Raw genomic sequence first — 341 nt, forward strand, 5'->3', positions numbered from 1 at the left:
CGTGGGCTCGGAGATGTGTATAAGAGACAGCATGCCTGGAAAGCAGATGAGTATAGATGCAGACCTTAATGCAGGACTTATTGATGAAAAGGAAGCAAGGCGTAGGAGAGAGGAAATTAGCAGAGAAGCAGATTTTTATGGAGCAATGGATGGTGCAAGCAAATTCATAAGAGGAGATGCAATAGCAGCCATAATAATAATGATTATAAACATTATTGGAGGTATACTGATTGGAGTTCTCCAGAAGGGAATGCCTATTTCTGATGCTGTTCAAACTTATGTGATTTTGACTATTGGTGATGGGCTTGCTGCACAAATTCCTGCTCTCATTACCTCAACTG

At 41.1% G+C, this 341-nt stretch carries 1 pseudogene (running past one end of the window); it reads left to right on the top strand.

Going from position 1 to position 341, the window contains the following annotated elements:
• Nucleotides 1–341, top strand: a pseudogene (locus N2Z58_09470) (FHIPEP family type III secretion protein); it begins 288 nt to the left of the window's first position.

It is taken from the genome of Fervidobacterium sp. (assembly GCA_026419195.1).
In the GTDB taxonomy this organism is placed as follows: domain Bacteria; phylum Thermotogota; class Thermotogae; order Thermotogales; family Fervidobacteriaceae; genus Fervidobacterium.